This window comes from Fulvimarina fulva (genome assembly GCF_039652615.1).
Taxonomy (GTDB): domain Bacteria; phylum Pseudomonadota; class Alphaproteobacteria; order Rhizobiales; family Rhizobiaceae; genus Fulvimarina.
Genome location: NZ_JBDJAC010000003.1, coordinates 125,078 through 146,294, shown reverse-complemented (window position 1 = coordinate 146,294; position 21,217 = coordinate 125,078). Strand labels below are relative to the sequence as shown.

15 protein-coding genes are annotated in these 21,217 nt (G+C 62.7%); 10 read left to right on the top strand and 5 right to left on the bottom strand.

Annotated elements, in window-relative coordinates:
* Window positions 1-41 precede the first annotated feature (41 nt).
* The 3 genes from ABDX79_RS06235 to ABDX79_RS06225 form a co-directional block, all read right to left on the bottom strand.
* Window positions 42-2,303, bottom strand: coding sequence for a primosomal protein N' (locus ABDX79_RS06235; RefSeq protein WP_346219413.1), 2,262 nt, complete (start codon window positions 2,301-2,303; stop codon window positions 42-44).
* Window positions 2,304-2,379: 76 nt separating this feature from the next.
* The gene (dps, locus tag ABDX79_RS06230) at window positions 2,380-2,907 is read right to left on the bottom strand and encodes a DNA starvation/stationary phase protection protein Dps (protein ID WP_346219412.1); all 528 of its coding nucleotides are present in this window, start codon (window positions 2,905-2,907) and stop codon (window positions 2,380-2,382) included.
* 400 nt (window positions 2,908-3,307) lie between these two features.
* Window positions 3,308-3,820 carry a hypothetical protein gene (locus ABDX79_RS06225; protein ID WP_346219411.1) on the bottom strand — a complete coding sequence of 171 codons (513 nt, stop codon included), beginning with the start codon at window positions 3,818-3,820 and terminating at the stop codon, window positions 3,308-3,310.
* A gap of 456 nt (window positions 3,821-4,276) precedes the next feature.
* Between ABDX79_RS06225 and xylB the strand changes: the two genes are divergently transcribed.
* Window positions 4,277-5,731, top strand: coding sequence for a xylulokinase (xylB, locus tag ABDX79_RS06220; RefSeq protein WP_346219410.1), 1,455 nt, complete (start codon window positions 4,277-4,279; stop codon window positions 5,729-5,731).
* A gap of 25 nt (window positions 5,732-5,756) precedes the next feature.
* On the opposite strand, the gene ABDX79_RS06215 is transcribed toward xylB, so the two are convergent.
* Window positions 5,757-6,788 (bottom strand): sodium:calcium antiporter, encoded by a 1,032-nt coding sequence (locus ABDX79_RS06215; RefSeq protein ID WP_346219409.1) that lies wholly within the window; start codon window positions 6,786-6,788, stop codon window positions 5,757-5,759.
* A gap of 578 nt (window positions 6,789-7,366) precedes the next feature.
* Between ABDX79_RS06215 and ABDX79_RS06210 the strand changes: the two genes are divergently transcribed.
* From ABDX79_RS06210 to fdxA, 8 genes are all read left to right on the top strand, one after another.
* Window positions 7,367-9,637 carry an acyl-CoA dehydrogenase gene (locus ABDX79_RS06210; RefSeq protein ID WP_346219408.1) on the top strand — a complete coding sequence of 757 codons (2,271 nt, stop codon included), beginning with the start codon at window positions 7,367-7,369 and terminating at the stop codon, window positions 9,635-9,637.
* Entirely contained in the window at window positions 9,637-10,920 is a 1,284-nt protein-coding gene (locus ABDX79_RS06205; RefSeq protein ID WP_346219407.1) for an acetyl-CoA C-acetyltransferase, read from the top strand. The genes ABDX79_RS06210 and ABDX79_RS06205 overlap by 1 nt, the downstream gene beginning before the upstream one ends.
* 109 nt (window positions 10,921-11,029) lie before the next feature.
* A complete protein-coding gene (locus ABDX79_RS06200) occupies window positions 11,030-13,129 on the top strand; it encodes a 3-hydroxyacyl-CoA dehydrogenase NAD-binding domain-containing protein (RefSeq protein ID WP_346219406.1) in 2,100 nt (699 codons plus the stop codon).
* A gap of 5 nt (window positions 13,130-13,134) precedes the next feature.
* A complete protein-coding gene (locus ABDX79_RS06195) occupies window positions 13,135-13,518 on the top strand; it encodes a RidA family protein (RefSeq protein WP_346219405.1) in 384 nt (127 codons plus the stop codon).
* Window positions 13,519-13,631: 113 nt separating this feature from the next.
* The gene (locus ABDX79_RS06190) at window positions 13,632-15,266 is read left to right on the top strand and encodes a long-chain-fatty-acid--CoA ligase (protein ID WP_346219404.1); all 1,635 of its coding nucleotides are present in this window, start codon (window positions 13,632-13,634) and stop codon (window positions 15,264-15,266) included.
* 121 nt (window positions 15,267-15,387) lie between these two features.
* A complete protein-coding gene (locus tag ABDX79_RS06185) occupies window positions 15,388-18,783 on the top strand; it encodes a helicase-related protein (RefSeq protein WP_346219403.1) in 3,396 nt (1,131 codons plus the stop codon).
* Entirely contained in the window at window positions 18,773-19,246 is a 474-nt protein-coding gene (locus ABDX79_RS06180; RefSeq protein WP_346219402.1) for an RNA-binding S4 domain-containing protein, read from the top strand. Before ABDX79_RS06185 ends, ABDX79_RS06180 begins: the two co-directional genes overlap by 11 nt.
* 185 nt (window positions 19,247-19,431) lie before the next feature.
* Window positions 19,432-19,770, top strand: coding sequence for a ferredoxin FdxA (gene fdxA, locus ABDX79_RS06175; RefSeq protein ID WP_346219401.1), 339 nt, complete (start codon window positions 19,432-19,434; stop codon window positions 19,768-19,770).
* Window positions 19,771-20,038: 268 nt separating this feature from the next.
* Here the strand turns inward: fdxA and ABDX79_RS06170 are convergent, their stop codons facing one another.
* Entirely contained in the window at window positions 20,039-20,815 is a 777-nt protein-coding gene (locus ABDX79_RS06170; protein ID WP_346219400.1) for a hydroxypyruvate isomerase family protein, read from the bottom strand.
* Between the two features lie 211 nt (window positions 20,816-21,026).
* Between ABDX79_RS06170 and ABDX79_RS06165 the strand changes: the two genes are divergently transcribed.
* Window positions 21,027-21,158, top strand: a complete 132-nt coding sequence (locus tag ABDX79_RS06165; protein WP_346219399.1) for a hypothetical protein — start codon at window positions 21,027-21,029, stop codon at window positions 21,156-21,158.
* Window positions 21,159-21,217: the final 59 nt, after the last annotated feature.

The following is a 21,217-nucleotide window of genomic DNA, read 5'->3' as shown; positions in this document are numbered from 1 at the left end:
CCCTGGCCCGAATGTCGCAGCGTCAGGCCTAGTCCGAAACGTCACAAAAAGCTTTGTGGGTCAATGTCGATTTGCATCTGGACCGACCCGCGTGGCGGGGCCGCGCGTTGAAGCGTTGCACGCAAATAGGACTGAAGCGGGGCACGGCGCGAGCCCTGGACGAGGAGCCTGAAACGATGGCGACCGCGCAGCACCGCGAGCGGTGCCTCGGCGGGGCCGAGCATCTCAAGGTCCGGATCGTCGGGCGCGGCCTCGCGGATCTGCCGGGCGTGGTTCTCGGCCTCTTTCTTGGAATTGGCGGAAATCACGATCGCGGCGAGGCGGCCGAAGGGCGGAAGCTGGGAGCGCTCCCGCTCGGCGATTTCCCGCGAGTAGAACGCCTCCGTATCTCCCGAAGCGATCGCCCGCATCACCGGATGCTCGCTCTGATAGGTCTGGATCAGGCCCCGACTCGCCTTTCCGGTCCGTCCCGCCCGTCCCGTCACCTGATGAAGAAGCTGGAAAGTGCGTTCTGCCGCGCGCGGATCTCCGTTTGCGAGGCCGAGATCGGCGTCGATCGCGCCGACCAGCGTCATCATCGGAAAATGGTGTCCCTTGGCGACGAGCTGGGTCCCGATCACGATATCCGCCTCGCCTTCGGCGATCGCGTCGAGTTCCCGTCGCAGGCGCCGCGCGCCGCCGGGAAGATCGGATGACAGAAGGATCGTCCGGGCCTCGGGCAGATCGCTCAGCATTTCCTCGGCGATCCGCTCGACGCCGGGGCCGCAGGCGACGAGGTGATCGAGCGTCCCGCATTCCGGGCAGGCTTCGGGCCGGGCGACCTGAAAACCGCAATGGTGGCACTGCAGGATGCCGCGCAGGCGATGATCGACGAGCCAGGTAGAGCAAGAGGCACACTGGAAGCGATGGCCGCAGACCCGGCAAAGCGTCAGCGGTGCGTAGCCCCGGCGGTTGAGGAAGAGGAGGGCCTGTTCCCCGCGCGCCACCGTCTCCTTGATCGCGGTGAGGAGGAGGGGAGACACGAACTTGCCGCGCGGCGGCGGAGACCTGCGCATGTCGACAAGGGAGAGGTCCGGAAGCGCGGCCGCTGCGTAACGCGCTTCGAGGCGCACATGCCGATAGCGTCCCAGATCGGCGTTCACCCGTGTCTCGACGGAAGGCGTCGCGGAGGCGAGAATGACCGGAAAGGCACCGATCCGGCCACGCACGACGGCCATGTCGCGTGCGTGGTAGAAGGTGCGGTCCTCCTGCTTGTAGGCGGGATCATGTTCCTCGTCGACGATGATGAGGCCCAGTTCCTTGAATGGCAGGAAGAGCGCGGAGCGTGCCCCTGCGACGACGCGAACGCGGCCCTCGGTGACCTGCCGCCAGATCTTCTCGCGCATCTTGGGCGCGATGTCGGAATGCCATTCGGCTGGCGGTGCCCCGAACCGATCGTGGAAACGGTCGAGAAAGCTTTGGGTGAGGGCGATCTCCGGCAAAAGGATCAGCACCTGTTTGCCGGCATCGAGCGCCGCGGCAACCGCCTCGAAATAGACTTCCGTCTTGCCCGACCCGGTGACGCCTTCAAGAAGGGTGACGGAAAATGCGCCCTCCCGCCCGGTCGCGGCGAGTTCGCTCGCGGCCTCACTCTGTTCAGCGCTCAGGGCCGCGCGGCCATAGCCCGTATCGGGCTCCGCGACGGCAGGCGGCGGTGGGAACCTGACCGTCCTGAAGGCACCCGCCTTCATCAACCCGTCGACGACCGAGGGCGTGACGCCGGCTGCGTGAGCGAGGCCCGATTTCGTCCAGACGGACGCCTCTTCCGCCGCCTCGAAGATGCGCCGCCGCGCGTCCGTCATCCGTTCGGGACGGGCCTCGGTGGCCTCCAGGCCATCGATCCAGGGCTCGGGATCGAAGGCGGCGGGCGCGCGAAGCGCCATCCGGGCGACGAGACCTGGCGGCGACAAGGTATAATCCGCCACCCAGTCGATGAAGCGCCGCATCTCCGGGCCGAGGCTCGGGCAATCGAAACAACGGGTGATCGGCCGGAGCTTCTTCGGATCGATACGGTCCGCGTTCCCGTTCTCGGGCGCGTCCCAGACGACGCCCGCCACCTGACGAGGGCCGAGCGGAACCTGCACGATCGAACCGGGCTCGACCATCATATCCTCCGGCACCCCATAGGAATAGGGCCGGTCGACGGGGAGCGGGACAAGGACCGGTACGGTTCTGACGGGAAAGAGGTCGTCGCTGGCCGTCACGTCCAATCCTGATTCTCTGCTGATTTCATGCGCACAAGATAGGCGAAGCGGACGCTCCATACGACAGAAGCGCCGCGAATGGATCGCGGCGCTTCCGGAAAAACGCTTATTCGAGTTTGATCGGCCGAAGGGGCGATCAGTGGTTCTGACGATAGCTCGTGTCGACAACCTGAAAATGGCTCTCGAGGAAATAGAGCGACTCGTCGATGCCGCGTCCGACCTCGGTGAGAAGATCCTCGGTCAGACTGTCGCCCGCTTCGCTGGCCTCGGAGATCGCCTTGACGAGTTCCCCCGACCACTTCGCGTAGGAGTCGGACAGGCGGCGCAGGTGTCCCTCGGTGTCCACGAGATCGAGCGGATAAGGATCGAGCAGGGTGTTCTCGCTCGCGGCCTGAACCGTACCCTGGGCCTGACCGCCGAGGGCCGTGAGCCGTTCGGCGATGTCGTCGACGAACTCCTCGGTCGCCTCGTGCAGTTCGTCGAAGAGCTTATGGACGGCGATGAAGTTGAGACCCTTCACGTTCCAGTGGGCCTGCTTCGTCTGGTATGTGAGGTCGAGGGCCGTCGCCAGATGGGCCTGCAGAAGCTGCACCATCGCACCGCGCGTGTTTTCGGAAAGCGGGTGCTTGGTGGGGTGGAGTGATGCTTGGCCTTTGGTTGCCATTGTTCCGTGCTTTCAAGTGCAAATTGGATGAGATCGCCGGATCGAACGTTCCGATAGCCGATCGATGCGCGGCTGGAAGCTTCAGGCGTTTCGGGGGGCTTAATAGCTGCGATATGTGTCGGTTGCACTACGGCGAGGTGGCCACACCGTTCAACACTTTTATCGTTGATAGAGCATCCGGCTGAAACACGCCGTCAGGCGAATACAAAGACCGTTGGGATTTTTTCACGGGACGAACGGTTTAGTCGCCGCCGGACGCGGTCTTAAAACCCGTTCGTTTCTGTTTGCCGGAATCGAATTGTCTCTATCGATCAATCCGTTGCAGACGCGAAAAAGCCGACGCGCTCGTTAAAGCGCGCCGGCTGATGTCAGCCGGCGAGCGGCTCAGGGTCGACGAGGCTTAGTTTGAGGTGCCGGTCGATCCGTCGGTGCTCGTCGTTCCATTGGTGGTGGTCGAGCTGTCCATGCTACCCGAACCCATCGAGCTGGAACCGGTCGAGCTGTCCATCGAGCCGGAGCCGGACGAGCTGTCCATCGAACCCGAGCTGGAGGAACCGCCATTGCCCGATGCACGCTGGGCACCCATGACGCGGCCGCTCGTGTCGATCATCATCAGGACCTGTTCGCCATCCGGGGTCTTGGCCTGAACCATGTAGGCGGCGTCCATGATCTCAGCGTCCGTGTAACCGGCCTGCTTCAGGGCATCCAGCACCTTGCTCTGCGAGGCGACCATGTCTTCGGTCGACATCGAGGAGTTGCCGCTGGAGTCGGACGACGACATTGAGCTGGAATCAGACGAGGACATCGACGTCGAATCGCTATTCGACATGTCGCTCGAGGAATCGCTAGACTGAGCGAATGCCGGGCCCATGCTGAGCGCGATAACGGAGGTGGCGAGAAGAAGCTTCTTCATAACAGATTTCCTCTTGGGTTCTTGAAGGGCAGGTACTTGGCCTGTCTTCGTTGGAATTCGGCACGAGGGGAGCGGTCGAGCAGGTGCGTTAACACCTTGATCTGAAACGTCGTTCCCGGCCGTATCTTGTTTACGAAACGCTGTGTTGTCGCTTCTGGGGACACAATGCACAGCCCTGCTGAGGGTTCAGATTATTTTCTCGTTCCGGGATGAATATGAGTAGATGTGACCGGATCAGCGTCCTGAAACAGTTGGATTTTTCGCCGGTCGCTGTGATCTGGCAATAAGTCGTTGGTCGGCTTTTGGTATACTTGGAACCGGGAGCAGGAGGGCTCGCTCGCAGCTGCGGCTGACGGAACGCGGCGCCCGACGGAAGCGGAAAGGTTCGGGTTGCGAACGACCGAAGTTCGAAGGCACGATGACCGCGATCAATCGAATCAATATCTGGAGGATATCATGGCCGTCACGCTCGGGCTCGATCTCGGCACCTCGTCGCTCAAAGCGCTGCTCGTCGGCGATGATGGAGCGCCCATCGCCTCGGCGACCGCTCATCTGACGGTCGAGCGGCCGGCCTTCGGCTGGTCCGAACAAAACCCGGAAAGCTGGATCGTCGCCTGCGAAGCCGTGCTCTCGGAGCTGAAGCGGGATCACGCCGACGCGCTCGCCGCCGTCGAAGGCATCGGTCTGTCGGGCCACATGCACGGCGCGACGCTGATCGATGAAGCCGATAATTCGCTGCGACCGTGCATCCTCTGGAACGACACGCGGGCGGCGAAAGAAGCTGCTGAACTCGACGACGAGGAAGCACGCAGGATCACCGGCAATATCGTCTTTCCGGGCTTTACGGCCCCGAAGCTCGACTGGGTGCGCGCCAACGAGCCAGAGATCTTCGCCAAGGTTGCTGCGGTCCTCCTGCCCAAGGACTTTCTGCGCCTTTGGCTGACCGGCGAGCGTGTGTCCGAAATGTCCGATGCCGCGGGGACATCCTGGCTCGATACCGGCGCGCGGGACTGGTCGGACAGGATGCTGGACCGGACGCATCTTTCACGCTCCAACATGCCGCGTCTCGTCGAGGGAACGGATGTGTCCGGCGAGCTGCGGCCTGAACTCGCAAAGCAGTTTGGGCTAAGAAGCGGCGTGAAGGTTGCCGGCGGTGCGGGCGACAATGCGGCCTCGGCCTGCGGCGTCGGTGTCTCGGAGCCCGGCAGCGGCTTTCTTTCGCTCGGCACGTCCGGCGTCCTGTTCACGCCGGCCTCCGGCTATGAGCCAGCACCCGAGACGGCGATCCATACCTTCTGTCATGCCATCCCGGGGCTCTGGCACCAGATGGGCGTGACGCTGTCGGCAGCCGGGTCCATCGAGTGGCTGTCCAAACTGCTGCAGGAAAGCCCGAACGATCTGACCGGCGCGCTTGGCGCGCACTTGATGCCGCCCGGCCGCCTGACCTTCCTTCCCTATCTTTCGGGAGAGCGCACGCCCCACAACGACGCCGAGATGCGCGGCGTCTTTGCTGGCCTCGAAGCCGATACCGGACGGCCGGCGATGACCCGGGCCGTTATGGAGGGCGTTGCCTTTTCCATGCGCGATTGTCTCGAAGCCGGTGCGGCCTCGTCCCGTCCCAAAAGGCTTGTCGCCGTCGGCGCGGGCGCCCGCTCACATTATTGGCTACAGCTGATGGCGACGGTCCTGAAGACCGAGATCGTTCTGCCGGAGGCCGGCGATTTCGGCGCGGCTCTCGGCGCCGCCCGTCTTGGCCGGTGCGCTGCGACCGGAGAGGACCCGTCCTCGGTCATGACCATGCCGCCGATCGCACGGAGCTTCGAGCCTCTTGCGGATATGGAGAACGCCTTCGAGGACGCTTACGGCCGCTACCGGGCGCTTTATCCGGCGATCAGAGGCCTGAGCGCATAGGCCGGGCTGACGAGGAGTAGGCTTCTTAGTTGGAGAGAAGCCCACTCATCAAAGTGGTGACACCGAAGCTTTCGAGGACCACCCAGCCGACGATCGCGCCGTAAAGCACGAGAAGCATGATGCACTCTCCCCGCTTCAGCACCATGGAGGTGCGAAGCGCCACGAAGAGCGCGATCGTCGCAAGGGTCAGAAGTCCCATCATGGGCGCGGCGACGGAGAAGACGATGGCGGTCGTGCCGGCGACCATCACGCCGGCGGGAATGGCGACCAGCAGGTCGAAGATGTTGGAGCCTAGAACATTGCCGATGGAGACGACGCCGTCGCCCCTCGAGGCTGCGCGAACCGAGATGAAGGCGTCCGGGATCGACGTGCCCGCCGCTATCACCGTGAAACCCCACAAGAAGCTCGGCGTATTGAAGATGTCGCCGAAACTGATCGCGGCCTGCACGAGGCCCTCGACCCCGATGACGATGGCAAGAAGCGAAGCCGCGAAGATCAGCCATTGTTTGCCGGGTGCGATATCGGGACGCTTTTCCTCGTTCGGGGTGTCGACGGTCTCCAGATACTGAACGAAGATGTAGAGCGCGTAGAGGCCGAGAGGGATCAGTGCGAGGAGGCGGTTGACCTCGCCATCCACCGTCCCGTTTCCGGTATCGACCGGAAAATAGATGACGGCAAAACAGAAGGTCAGCAGCAGCACTGCCACCGAGATCATGTAGAACTGGGCTTCCTTGAAAACGAGTTCGCGATTGCTCGGAAGTCGCCCTTCCTTCGAAAAGAGGCCGGACAAGGCCGGGATGACCAGAATGTTGAAGATCGCCGACCCGACTATCGCGGCGACGCCCAGCTGGAATTCGCCATGGATGAGGGCCGAGATGACGGTGGTCGCCAGTTCCGGAAAGCTCGATCCGACGGCGACCACGATCGTGCCCTGGACGACGGGCGGCAGCCCGTAATATCGGGACAGGCTCTCGCTCGACGCTTCGAGGGCAGCGCTCGCTTTCCAGATGATGGCCGTCGAGGCGACGGCGATCGCGATCCAGATCAATATCGTCAATGGCTCAACCGTTCGCAGATCATTTGGCGCTTGAAACTAGCGCGCGAGCCCGTCCGCCAAGCCCGTTTCAGTGATCTGTTCTACCGTATCCGGCCGATGAGGCCGGGGGACGGTATTCAAGCCCCAAGCGGCGCGTGAGGGTTCTCAGATCCGTTATCGCGGAGCGATTGCACGGATTTCGTATGATCGGCGTTCGGGAAAAATCGCTGAAGCTGAAACAGGGGGGCCGATAAGTTGGGGTCACGGTTTTTTGTGGTGCGATCCATCCGCGCCCGAAACCAACGTCCGGGTGGTCGTTCCCATATGGCTCGGCGGTTACGCAACGGCGTCGTCTGGGGCTTTGCGAAAATTGCTAACCAGCGACAGTGCGCCCCTCTTTTCAATCGTCTTCCGTTTACGTAAATAGGAAGGTGCGTAATGTCCGCGATGACGATTGAAGCGCAGACGCCCCATGCCCCGTGGCAGCGATCCGGGCGTTGGCAAGGCTTGCTGAATTCGTTTCGAGGACTGGAAACAAAACCGATTCGCCTACGTTAGCGTTTACTGGAACGGGGTGAAGCAAGGAGGAGTGCATCCGCATGTCTTGGCGAGCTGAGAAGCTGACCCGTCCGATCTTCAAATGGGCGAAGGGCGTCATGCCCGCGATTTCCGAGACCGAGAAAGAGGCGATCGACGCCGGCACGGTTTGGTTCGATCGCGAACTCTTTACCGGAAATCCGGACTGGCAGAGCCTCGTCGACATGCCGCCGGCAAAGCTGACCCGGGAAGAGCAGGCCTTCCTCGACGGCCCGGTAACCGAACTCTGTTCGATGATCGATGACTGGAAGATCATCAACGAAGATCACGATCTGCCGCCGGAAGTCTGGGCCTATATGCGGGAGAACAAGTTCTTCGGCATGATCATCCCGAAGGAATATGGCGGCCTCGGTTTCTCCAACACCGCCCATTCCGAAATCGTGCGCAAGGTCTCGTCCTGCTCGGTCGCCGCTGGCGTCACGGTCATGGTGCCGAATTCGCTTGGACCCGGCGAATTGATGCTTCACTTCGGTACGCAGGAGCAGCGCGACTACTGGTTGCCGCGCCTTGCCGACGGCCGTGAAATTCCCTGTTTCGGCCTGACCTCGCCGACCGCCGGCTCCGATGCCGCCGCAATGACGGATGTCGGCGTTGTCGAATACGGTCAGCACGAGGGCAAGGAAGTCCTCGGCATCCGCCTCAACTTCGAGAAGCGCTACATCACGCTGGCTCCGGTCGCGACCGTCATGGGCCTTGCCTTCAAGATGCGCGATCCGGAGAATCATCTGGGCCGTGGCGAGAATCTCGGAATCACCGTCGCCCTCATCCCGACGTCGACGCCGGGTGTCGATCAGAGCGAGCGGCACATTCCGCTCAATACCTATTTCCAGAACGGTCCGCTCTACGGCAAGGACGTCTTCATTCCGATGGACTGGATCCTCGGCGGTGAAAAGCAGATCGGCCAGGGCTGGACCATGCTGATGACCGCGCTTGCGGCCGGTCGTGGCATCTCGCTGCCCTCCCAGTCCGCTGCGTCCGCGGCCATGTGTGCGCGCTTTGCCGGTGCCTATTCGCGGGTTCGCACGCAGTTCGGCCTGCCCATCGGCAAGTTCGAAGGCATTCAGGAGCCGCTCGCCGACATCGCGGCCAACGCCTATCTCATCGATGCCGCACGCCGCCTGACGGTTGCCGCCCTCGACGAAGGCCACAAGCCATCCGTGATCTCCGCGATCATGAAGTCGAACGCCACCTACCGGATGCGTGAATCGATTGAGCGATCCATGGATATCCATGGCGGCAAGGCGATCATCGAAGGCCCCAAGAACTACATGGCTGCGGCCTATCGCGGCGTGCCGATCGGCATCACGGTCGAAGGCGCGAACATTCTGACGCGCAACCTGATGATCTTCGGGCAGGGCGCCATCCGCGCGCATCCCTACATGCTGAAGGAGCTGCTCGCGCTTTCGAATACGGACAAGGAAGAGGGCCTGAAGGAGTTCGACAAGGCGTTTTGGGGCCATGTCGGCCACTCCGTGACGAACGTCTTCCGGGCCTTCGTGCGCGGCTGGACCGGCGGCCTTGCGGCTCCGGCACCGAAGGCTGCGATGACCAGCCATTGGCGTCAGCTGTCGCGGCTGTCTTCGGCATTCGCAATGCTCTCGGATCTCGCTCTCCTCACGCTCGGTGGCAGCCTGAAGCGCCGCGAGATGATCTCCGCGCGTCTGGGCGATATCCTGTCCGAGCTCTATCTGCTGTCGGCCTGCCTCAAGCGCTTCGAGGTGGAAGGTCGTCCGGAAGCCGATCGCCCGATCGTCGAGCTCATCATGCAGCAGGGCATCAACCGCATCGCGCTCGCCTTCAACGGCGTTCTCGACAACCTGCCGGCCCGTTGGGCTGCGGGGCTGACGCGGTTCATCGCCTTCCCGCTGGGCGTTCCCTATCAGCAGCCGTCCGATGATCTCGTCCGCGAGGTCGCCGATATCCTGCTTCGGCCGTCGTCCCAGCGAGACCGTCTGACGCCGGATCTTTATCTCGGCGAAAATCGCGAGGACAATCCGATCGCCGATCTCGAGCGGGCGTTCCTGCTTGCCCATGAGTGCGAGCCGATCGAGAAGAAGATGCGCGAAGCAAAGACCTCCAACGCCGAGAAGGCCCGCGACAACGGCGTCATCACGGCGGAGGAATTCGACACCTTCACCGCGTTCAAGGCTGCCCAGCGCAAGGTCGTCGAAGTCGACGCCTTCAAGATGTCGGAGGTTTCGCGCTTCACGGCAGATGATGCGCGGGGCACCAGCAACCGTTCCCCTGAACTCCATCGCGAGGCTGCCGAGTAATGCCAAAGCCGGTCTACATCGTAGACGGATCCCGCACGCCCTTTATCAAGGCGCGCGGGAAACCGGGCCCTTTCACGCCTGTTGATCTGGCGGTTCAGTGCGGGCGACCGCTCCTGATGCGCCAGCCCTTCCCCCAGACGGCGATCGATCTCGTCATTCTGGGCTGCGTGAATGTCATCGCGGACGAGATGAACCCTGCGCGGGTCGCCTCGCTCCGCCTTGGTATCTCGGATGAAACGCCGGCTTTTTCTGTCCAGATCAACTGCGGCTCCGGCATGCAGTCGATCGACACGGCCTTCCGCTATATCGAGCGCGGGACGGCCGATATCGTTCTGGCGGGCGGCGCCGAGGCTCTCAGTCACTCGCCCCTCGTCTTGCGGCGCGGCGCGGTCGACTGGTTTGCCAGGATGAACAGCGCAAAGTCGGCCGGCCAGAAGCTGAAAACGCTGGGCGGCCTGAAAGCGGAGCATTTCAAGCCGGTCATCGGGCTTGAGCGGGGTCTTACCGACCCGATCACCGACTTGAACATGGGCCAGACCGCAGAAATTCTGGCCCATCTTTTCGATATCTCGCGCCGGGACGCCGATACCTATGCGGTCCAGAGCCATCACCGTTTGGCCAAGGCCACGGAAGAAGGCTGGTTCAAGGGCGAGATGGTGCCGACCGTTGCCACGGATGGCTCTGTCTATGAAAGCGACGATGGCGTCCGACCCAATTCGGATGTGAAATCCCTTGCCAAGCTGAAGCCTGTCTTCGAACGGCCCTATGGCAAGGTCACGCCCGGCAACGCCTCGCAGATCACCGATGGCGCATCCTGGACGATCCTCGCCTCCGAAGATGCCGTCCAGCAGCATGGCCTGACGCCGATCGCGCGGATCGTCGATTCCGAATGGGGTGCGCTCGATCCCTCGATCATGGGCCTTGGTCCCGTAGTTTCGACCGCGCCGATCCTCAGGCGTCAGGAAATGGCCGTTGCCGATGTCGATCTTTGGGAGATCAACGAGGCCTTCGCCGCCCAGGTGCTTGCCTGCGTCAAGGCGTTCGATGATCAGAAGATCGCCGATGAGGTGCTGGGTCTCGAAGGTGCGGGCGGCCTGATCGCGATGGATCGGCTCAATGTCGATGGCGGCGCGATTTCGCTGGGCCATCCGGTCGGCACGAGCGGCAACCGGATCACGCTGCATCTCGCCAACGCCATGAAGCGCCTCGGAAAGAAGCGTGGCATCGCGACCGAATGTATTGGCGGCGGACAGGGCGGCGCCATGCTTCTGGAAGCGGCCTGATTTATCAAATGCCATGCGGATAGGCGGGATTTCCGGCTGTCCATGGAACGCTTGCGTTCCAGCTTTATGATCGACCGGCACGACACGAGACGAAAGACAAGAGAGAACCATGGGCAGAATGCTTTCCGCGCTTCAAGACCGTGCCTTGGAACTGGGTGCCGCCCGGCTTGCCGAGCAGGAAGGCAACTGGCGCGCTGCGATTGACAGCGACTTTGTCTACTGGCTCGTTCTCGACTGCCCGGGAAAGTCGGTGAACACGATCGATCGCGACGTGCTGACCGAGCTTTCGCACCATATCGATCACATCATCGATCAGAAGCCCTCGGCGGTCGTGATCCGCTCGGCGAAGCCCGCAGGGTTCGCGGCGGGCGCAGACATCAACCAGTTTGTCGGGGCTTCCACCGGCGACATCCGCGGCATGCTGAAAGAGGGGCATCTCGTTCTCGATCGCCTCGCCAGCCTCCAGGCGAAGACGATCGCGGTCATTCATGGCCATTGTTTGGGAGCAGGTCTCGAAATCGCGCTCGCCTGCGACATGCGGATCTGCGTGAAGGATGCTTCGCTCGGCTTTCCCGAAGTGATGCTTGGCCTCCATCCGGGCCTCGGCGGCACGTTCCGCTCGACCCGGAAGGCCGATCCGATCGAAGCGATGACGATGATGCTGACCGGAAAGTCGGCCTCGGCAAAGAAAGCCAAGTCGATCGGTCTCGTCGATGCCGTCGTCGAGGAGCGCCATGTGGGCGCAGCAATTGAGGCCGCTGTTCATAACGATCTCGAGCCGGCTTCGACCGGCGTGAAGCATCAGGCTTTCGCCATGAAGCCGGCCCGCTCGTTCGCTGCCAAGCAGATGCGGAAGAAGACAGCGGAAAAGGCCTCCAAGGACGTCTATCCGGCTCCCTATGCCCTCATTGATCTTTGGGAAGAGCACGGCGGCTCCGCAGACGCGATGCAGGAAGGCGAACTCACGAGCTTTGCCAAACTGATCGAGACCGAAACCTCGCGCAATCTGGTGCGGGTCTTCTTCCTGCGTGAAAAGATGCGCGGTCTGCGCACCGGCAAGTCGGGCATCAAGCATGTCCATGTGATCGGCGCCGGCGCGATGGGCGGCGAGATTGCCGCGTGGGCCGCCAAGCAGGGGTTTCGTGTTACCCTCGGCGATGTCGCGCTGAAACCCATGGGCAAGGCGATCAAGGCCGCGTCCAAGATGCTGAAGGGTGTGTTGAAGGATCCGATCAAGGTGCGGGATGCGCTTGATCGTCTGATGCCGGACACCGATGGTCTTGGAATCTCCCGCGCCGACATCGTCATCGAGGCGGTGCCGGAAAAGCTCGATCTCAAGCGCAAGATCTATGCCGATGTGGAGCCGAAGCTGAAAGAGGGCGCAATCCTAGCGACCAATACCTCGGCGCTGCCGCTGCCCGATCTGGCGGAAGGCCTGTCCGATCCCTCGCGTTTCGTTGGGCTTCACTTCTTCAACCCGGTCTCGCGCATGCAGCTGATCGAGATCGTCAGCCATGACCGCGTCAGCGAGGAGACCACGAGCCGCGCCACCAATTTCGCCGTGGAGCTCTCGCGTCTGCCGGCTCCGGTCAAATCCGCGCCGGGCTTCCTCGTGAACCGAGCTTTGTTGCCCTACATGGCCGAAGCCCTGATCATGGTCGATGAAGGCATCCCGAAGGAGCGCATCGACGACCGCGCCGAAAAGTTCGGCATGCCCATGGGACCGGTGGAACTCAACGATCAGGTCGGGCTCGACGTGGCGCTGGATGTCAGCGAATCGCTCCGTGAGCGTCTCGGTGGCGTGTTTCCGGCAACGCCCGGCTGGCTGAAGAAGATGGTCGACGAGGGCAAACTTGGCCGCAAGACGGGTAAGGGCCTTTACGAATTCGACGAGAAGGGCAAGCCGCAAAAGAAGCCTGTCGAAGCGCTGAAGGACGGCTCGAAGGACGATCCGGACCTTCTGGACCGCCTGATCCTGCCCATGCTGAACGCGATCGTCGCGTGCCTGCGCGAGGGCGTCATCACCGACGAGGATCTCGCCGATGGTGCGATGATTTTCGGAACGGGCTTCGCGCCCTTCCGTGGCGGACCGATTAACTACGCCAAAAAGCGCGGCGTCGACGACATCCTCGCCAAGATGAATGCGCTGAAGGAAAAGCATGGCGAGCGCTTCACGCCGGATGAGGGCTGGGATCGCCTGAAGGGCTGAGGCTTGTGACCGACCGAAAGCTGATCTCCTCCGGCTCTCCCTTCGAAAAAGAGGCCGGCTATTCCCGCGCCGTCGTTCTCGGCAACATGGCCTTCGTGTCCGGCACCACCGGCTACGACTATGAAACCATGTCCATGCCGGGCAGTGTTCGCGAGCAGACTGCAAACGCTCTCGCGACCATTCGCAAGGCGCTGGAGGAGGGCGGTTTTCAGATGTCGGACGTGGTGCGGATGACGTATTACGTCACGGACGCGGATTTCGCGTCCGAGCTGTTTCAGGAAACCGGCCGCGTCTTCTCCGAAATCCGCCCTGCCGCAACCCTCATCGTCTGCGGATTGCTCAAGCCCGAAATGAAGGTCGAGATCGAGGCGACGGCCCTCAAGGCCTGATCCGCCAGCCGATCGGTCGCCTGTCCCTCATTCGATCCCGCACCGGCGTTTGCCGCAGCGCAGCATTTCGCGCTAGACCCATCGATATGGTCGATGGTGGAGGTAGCGACGCGATGATGGGTTTGATGCAGGACAGGCAGCTATCGATCGCATCGCTGATCGAGCATGCCGCCCGCACACACGGCTCGACCGAAGTCGTATCCCGGCTGATCGATGGTTCCATCAACCGCAGCACCTATGCCGAGACGGCGCGGCGCTCGCGCCGTGCTGCGAATGCGTTGAAATCGCTGGATGTCGAGATCGGCGACCGTATCGCGACACTCGCCTGGAACACCCATCGCCACCTCGAACTTTATTATTCGATCTCCGGCTCGGGCGCGATCTGCCACACCATCAATCCCCGGCTCTTCTTCGATCAGATCCGCTTCATCGTCGATCATGCCGAAGACAAGATCCTGTTCTTCGACCTTACCTTCTGCGATCTCGTCGCCGAGATCGCGCGGGTCTGCCCGTCGGTGAAGGCCTTCGTCGCCCTGTGCCACAGGGACGAGATGCCTTCCGGCCTGCCGGTTGATAACCTCTTCTGCTACGAGGACCTTCTCGATGCGGAGAGCGACGATTTCGACTGGCCGGATCTTCCCGAGGAAACCGCCGCCGCGCTTTGCTACACGTCCGGGACGACAGGCAATCCGAAGGGCGTTCTCTACAGCCATCGCTCGACCATCCTGCACGCCTATGCATCTGTCATGCCGGATGCTTTCGGTGTCTCCTCGCGCGATTGCGTGATGCCGGCCTCCTCCATGTATCACGCCAATGCCTGGGGGCTGCCCTATGCCGCGACGCTCGCCGGGGCCAAGCTCGTTCTGCCCTGCAACCAGCTGGACGGGCCGCATCTCACGGACATCATCAACGGCGAGAAGGTGACGATCTCCTGCGGCGTCCCGACGATCTGGCTCGGCGTTCTGCAATATCTCGCCAAGACGAAGCAGATGCTGAAATCCCTCGATACCCTCGTCGTAAGCGGTTCGGCCTGTCCGCCCTCGCTGATCACGAACTATCGCGAGCGCCACGATGTCCGGATCGTCCATTTCTGGGGCATGACGGAATTGAGCCCGCTCGGCACCATTGCCCGGGTGCCGCACGAGGACGCGAACGCGCCGGACGACGTACTCGACGAGATCAGGTCCCGGCAGGGCCGTCCGCTTTACGGCGTGGAAATCAAGATCGTCGACGACGAAGGGGACCCCTTGCCCCATGACGGCGAAACCTTCGGCGATCTGATGGTGCGCGGCTGGTGGGTCGCCGATGGCTACTTCCGGCGGGAAGAGCGCGAAACGGATTTAGAGGGCTGGTTTCGCACCGGCGATGTCGCGACCATCGATCCTGATGGCGTCATGCGCATCACCGATCGATCCAAAGATGTCATCAAGTCAGGCGGCGAATGGATTTCCTCGATCGATCTCGAAAACGCGGCCGTTGGCCATCCCTCGGTCGAGGAGGCCGCTGTCGTTGGAATTCCCCATCCGAAATGGGACGAGCGTCCGCTGCTCCTCGTCGTTCTTCAGAGCGGGGCGAGGCCCGATGCGCCGTCTATCCGGGACTTCCTGCTTCATCATGTCGCCCGCTGGCAGCTTCCGGACGATATCGTCTTCGTCGACGAAATTCCGCATACGGCGACCGGCAAGATCCTGAAGACGGAGCTGCGGGACGTCTACGCCGATCACTTCCTCGCTCGCAAAGAGGATTGATCGGTTCGAGGCGGCTCATCCCTTCAAACACTTGGCGTTGGATCGGGTATCCGGGATAATCTCTTGAGAACCTTTGTCCGGCACCCTGCGCAACGGCATGTGACTTGTTATATGGGGGCCTATGAGCGATTCCGTCCTCACCGCCCGTTTGTCTTCGCACGCCGATGCACGACAGGTGACCGCCGTCCTAGGCCCCACCAATACGGGCAAGACATTCCTCGCCATCGAGCGGATGGTCGCCCATTCGAGCGGCACGATCGGCCTTCCCCTGAGGCTTCTCGCCCGCGAGGTCTATCAGAAGGTCTGCGACCGTGTGGGCGCGGCCCATGTCTCGCTCATTACCGGTGAAGAAAAGATCAAGCCGCCCCATGCGCGCTATTCGGTCTGCACCGTGGAGGCGATGCCGCGCAATCCGGGCACGGCCTTCGTTGCGATCGACGAGGTGCAGCTCGCATCCGATCTCGAACGCGGCCACGTCTTCACCGATCGCATCCTGAACTGCCGGGGTTATGAGGAAACGCTGCTTCTCGGCGCGTCCACCATGGCGGGCGTTCTCAACCGGCTCTTGCCGGGCATGCAGACGACGACCCGGCCGCGCCTGTCGAATCTCGTTTATGCCGGGCAGAAGAAGATTACCCGCCTGCCGCGTCGCTCGGCGATCGTCGCCTTTTCGGCGGCCGAGGTCTATGCGATCGCGGAGCTCATTCGCAGGCAACGGGGCGGGGCTGCCGTCGTGCTGGGTGCGCTCAGTCCGCGCACCCGGAACGCCCAGGTCGAACTCTATCAGAACGGCGAGGTTGATTTCCTGGTCGCGACCGATGCGATCGGCATGGGCCTCAATCTCGATGTCGATCACGTGGCCTTTGCCCAGGACTGGAAATATGACGGGTTCCAGTATCGCCAGCTGACGCCCGCCGAATACGGCCAGATCGCCGGGCGCGCGGGCCGGCACTTGCGCGATGGCACCTTCGGCGTCACCGGCCATGTCGACCCCCTGTCCGACGATCTCGTGGATGCGCTCCAGTCGCACAGTTTCCAGCCGGTGCCGGTCCTGCAATGGCGCTCGGCGAATGTCGACTTCTCGACGGTCGAGGCCCTGAAGAACAGTCTCGACACCCCGCCGCCGGACGGGAATCTTGCGAAAGCACTGCCTGCCGTCGACCGCCGGGCGCTGGAATATCTCTCGCGTGACGACGATGTCATGGATCTGGCGGTGACGCCCAAACAGGTCGAAATCCTGTGGGAAGCCTGCAAGCTGCCCGATTACCGTCGTATCGCGCCGGCCCAGCACGCCGAGATCATCGCGACCGTCTATCGTGATCTGGCAAAGAAGGGCCGTGTCGCGGAAGACTATATGGCAAAGCAGGTTGCGCGGGCCGATCGCACGGATGGAGAGATCGATACCCTGTCCCAGCGCATCGCGGAAATCCGCACCTGGACTTATATTTCCCATCGTCCGGGCTGGTTGGCCGATCCGACACACTGGCGCGAAAAGACGAGAAGCATCGAGGACCGTCTCTCGGACGCCTTGCACGACAGGTTGACGAAACGCTTCGTAGACCGCAGGACAAGCGTATTGATGAGGCGCTTAAGAGAGAACGCATTCATGGAAGCAGAGATCGCGAACGATGGCACCGTAATGGTCGAGGGCCATGCCGTCGGCGAACTCCAGGGGTTCCGCTTTTCCATCGACACGACTGCCGAGGGGCAGGATGGCAAAGCCGTACGTGCGGCTTCCCAGAAGGCGCTGGCTGGTGAATTCGACAAGCGCGCCGAGCGGTTCGCCAATGCGCCGAACGGCGATTTCGCGATCGGCTCCGATGCGATCGTGCGCTGGCTTGGTGCGCCGGTCGCGGCGCTGTCCTCGAGCGAAGACCCGCTGAAGCCGAAATTCGTCCTTCTGGCCGACGACCAGTTGACCGGTCCCTCGCGTGACAAGGTCGCAGCACGGATCGAGCGATTCCTCGGCTATCAGGTGACGACGATCCTGAAACCGCTCATCGATCTGCGCGATGGCGAAGGGCTCGACGGCACCGCCAAGGGCATTGCCTATCGCCTCTACGAGAATTTCGGCGTCGTGCAGCGGCGGGAGATCTCCGAGGATGTGCGCGGTCTCGATCAGGCCTCGCGCGCCGCGCTGCGACGGCTGGGCGTGCGTTTCGGTGCCTACCACATCTTCGTGCCATTGCTCGTGAAACCGGCACCGGCCAATCTCATCACGCTTCTCTGGGCGATCCACAACGATGCGCGCGACTGGCCCGGATATGGCGATGTGCCGGAGCTTCTGGCGACCGGACGTACCTCCGCCGTCGCCGACACCACCTATGACCCGAAATTCTATGAGCTGGCCGGCTACCGGCTGCTCGGCCGCCGTGCCGTGCGTGTCGATATTCTGGAGCGTCTCGCGGACATCATCAGGCCGGCGCTCTCCTGGAAGCCGGGGGAGGGGCGTCGCCCCGACGGCGGCTATTCGGGCAACCAGTTCCTGATCACGCCCGGCATGATGTCGATCCTCGGCGCGACGGCCGACGATATGGAGGAGATCCTCAAGGGTCTCGGCTATCGCGCCGACCAGAAGGATGCGGGCACCGTCGAGACCGAGCTCGACCAGTTCGACGCCGAGGCCGAGGCAAGGATCGCCGCCGCCAAGAAGGCGGATGCCGAAAAGGCTGCTGCCGCACATGCGGCCGCAAGCGAAAGCGAAAGCCCGGCGGCTGGGACTGATGAGGCCGCGGCATCGGTCGGCGAGAGCGTGCCGGCGTCGCAGATCGCATCTCACGAGCAGGCGGCTGATCCCGCCGCCGCGCCGCTCGAAACGCCTGAAACCCCGGCCGAAGGTGCGGCCTTTTCGACCGCATCGACCAGCGGCGATGTGGAGAAGGACAGCAAGGCCGATTCGCTCGGACACGAGGCGCGCCCAATCGCACATGCCGATCGTCCTGCAAGCGAAGCGGTCGACGTGGAGACGAGCGCTGAAGCCGGCACCGGCGAGGCGATCGCGGCCCAGAAGGCTGCAGAACCTGCGGCAGCCGATCGCGAGAGCACGATGATCGCCTCGGTTGAGGCCGCGGCGGACAAGGCCGACGCCACCGCAACCGAAGACAATGCCGAGGTTACGGCCGAGAAGGGCGAAGCAACGCCCGATCTCGTCACCAGCAATTCCGATGAGCCGGAGGAGCCGCGCACGGTTCTCGTCTGGCGCCAGCACCGCCCGGAACGCAACCGGCGTCCGGCCGGCGGTGGACGTCAGCGGCCAGGCGGGCAGCAGGATCAGCGCCAAGGCCAGGGCCAGGGGCGCGGTCAGGCCGGCGAGCGCGAGGACGGACGTCAGAATCGTGGCGGACAGGGCAAACCCGGCGGCAAGGGTGGCAAGCGCCGCTTCGACAAGCCGAAGGGTGATCGGGCCGGTGGTCAGGGTGGCGGCGATCGCCGTGAGGACAAGCGCAATCAGCGGGCTGCCGACCCGGACTCACCCTTCGCCAAGCTCGCCGCATTGAAGGACAAGCTTGGCAAATAGGCGCGACAAGGGCTCCGAAACGGAAGAGGCCCATCAGGTTTCTTCCCAGCGGATCGACAAATGGCTGGTCTTCGCGCGCGTCGTGAAGACCCGCAGCATCGCGCAGCAGCTGGTCGAGACCAAGAAGGTTCGCCTCAACAAGGAAAAGATCGACAATCCCGCGCGCAATATTCGCGTCGGCGACGTTCTGACGATCAGCTATTCGAGCCGCGTCCATGTCTTGAAGGTCGCCGGATTTGCGGAGCGCCGTGGATCGGCGAGCGATGCACAGGCGCTGTACGAGAATATGAGTGCTGAGGCTCCGGCGGATGATGATGCCGACGGCGGCTCACCGGAAGCGCCGCCGCCGCTGGCATTCGAGGGCGTCTTCGACGCGATCGGCCGCGAGCGGCAGGACCCCGTTCGTCGCGACAAGGACCGGCGCAAGGCGAGAAAGGAGCGGGCGCGGCGTGAAAGCTGGTAGCCGGCCCCGAAAAGATCGCCATTTCTGCAGGGTTGCGAATGGCTTTGCGCGAAGTGCCCCGCCTGCGGCATCGTTTTTCCTTGCCAGCACCGTGGGCAATCGGTAGTTCGCCGGACAAGGGGCGTCATGCGCAAATTGTCCGCCGTGCGCCCGGGAATTTTGAGAAGGGCTCGAGGGAAATTGCAATGACCTATCTGGTGACCGACAATTGCATCAAGTGCAAATACACCGATTGCGTCGAGGTCTGCCCCGTCGACTGCTTCTACGAGGGCGAGAACATGCTCGTCATCCATCCCGACGAGTGCATCGATTGCGGCGTATGCGAGCCGGAATGCCCGGCTGAAGCGATCAAGCCGGATACCGAGCCGGGGCTCGATCACTGGCTGAAGGTCAACACCGAATACGCCGAGAAGTGGCCAAACATCACGATCGCCAAGGAAAAGCCGGCAGACGCCGAGAAATACGACGGCGAAGAGGGCAAGTTCGAGAAATATTTCTCCGCCGAGCCGGGTTCGGGCGACTGATCCCAACTCCCTTACGATCCTTCGATCAACGCGTCGGAAGACATAAGGCCCGGATGAAGCACCGGGCCGTGTTACAGCGTCGTCCGGCACCGTCTGATACGAAATCTGTCTGATCGCTTCGCGGATTCCGGATTGGAAAACGTGCCTGCGCCGCTGGGGGCTCCCAGACCGTCCCCGGCTTCATCAGGTGGATACGATTTGATTTCGACGATGTCACGCAGGCCTTCATGAAGGCCATGCCCGAGATGCGTTCGTGCGAACCCGACGCCTATCGCTTCGCGCGAAAAGCCTTCATCCACTGCAGGGTCCCATCGGTTGGCCCGGCCGGTTTGTATTCCGCGCCGAACGGACCTGAAAATCCGCTATCGGCGATGGCGGGCAGCAAGCGGTCATAGGCGATCTCGCCCGTGTCCGGTTCGCTTCGACCGGGCACGCCTGCGAACTGGACATGGCCGATCAGGTTCCGGTTTTCGCGGAACCTGCGCAGGAGATCGCCATCCGTGATCTGGAGGTGATAGCAGTCGAAAATCATCTTCAGTTCGTCGCGGCCAACCGCAGCGAGCACGCGCTTCGCCCTGTCGAAGCCGATGAGGAAATAGCCCGGATTGTCGCGAGGGTTCAGCGGCTCGATCAGAACGGTCATGCCGGTATCGCGTGCGCGGTCGCAGGCATGGCCGAGATTGGCGAGGAAACTTGCCATCGAGGCCGCCTCGTTGGCCGCGCTGTTGCCCGCCATCACATGAACCGCGCCCGCGCCGATCCTCATGGCGTAATCGAAGGCCTGATCGATCGCTTTGCGGGCTTCGTCCTCGCGACCCGGCTGGGCCGCAAGGCCCGTGTCTCCCACCCTCGGCCCCTTGACGGTGTTGAGGCTGATCATGGGAAGGCCGGTCTCGTCGAGCGCGGCTTTCACCGCGTCGGCAGCGGTCTCATAGGGCCAGTGGCATTCGACCGCATCGAAGCCGGCAGCCTTCGCCGCGCGGATCGCATCGGGCAAGCCCCGATCCTTCCACATGAAGCCCAGATTGGCGGAGAGACGCGTCATCAGGCACACTCACTTTCGAGGATTTCAACAAGCATCAGGTTCGCTTTGCGCACATGCCGCCTCTGACATAGGCCCAAACCGTGTGCGACGAAGCGTCGTTGCCTTTCAGAAATACGCCGTTTCGTTCATACCGTCTTCGGGATCGCAAGCGTGCGCGGAAAACGCATTTGCCAAGGGAGACATTCGACCTTTCGGGCGAGCGCGCAACATAATGAGCATGACAGTGCGGAAGGACTTCGACACCATGAAACGTCAGCGCATCGGCGAACCCTCGGCTGAATGGGCCGCAGTCCTCTATGTCCATGGGCTCGGCGAACAGAACAAAACGGTCGGACGGGCCTGACCGTCCCGCGACTGCCGGCGCACGAAGCGGGCGCCTGAGAACCACGAACGAAACACCGA